The sequence below is a fragment of the Brevibacterium sp. SIMBA_078 genome (genome assembly GCF_046534565.1).
Lineage (GTDB): Bacteria > Actinomycetota > Actinomycetes > Actinomycetales > Brevibacteriaceae > Brevibacterium.
The window spans coordinates 1-245 of sequence record NZ_JAWRYQ010000479.1 but is presented as its reverse complement, the minus strand read 5'-3'; the positions used below and the strand labels follow the sequence as shown (position 1 = coordinate 245).

Below are 245 nucleotides of genomic sequence, written 5' to 3'. Positions count from 1 at the left end.
CGATGAGTCAAGGCAGAAATATATGCAGGCAAAGATTGCTGACGGAGGATATGGTTATTGCGAGGGTCTATATTACGTCGTCACGGACGATACAGTATTGACTTTAGAAGTAAAAACTTCTGGAGATGCAGTTCCGTTTATTGACCAAATATATCCACAAATCGATAACACTATTAGAGATTATATTGTTCCCACATCATCTGAGACACTAAAAACAATTAATTAGGAAAATTCTATTTTTTATC

The 245-nt window shown here is 35.5% G+C and carries 1 protein-coding gene; it reads left to right on the top strand.

Translation table 11 applies throughout. The annotated features are described in order from the left end of the window. The coding region (locus SB749_RS20480) for a hypothetical protein (RefSeq protein WP_410711928.1) at window positions 1-226 on the top strand (226 nt) is incomplete at its 5' end. Window positions 227-245 lie beyond the last annotated feature (19 nt).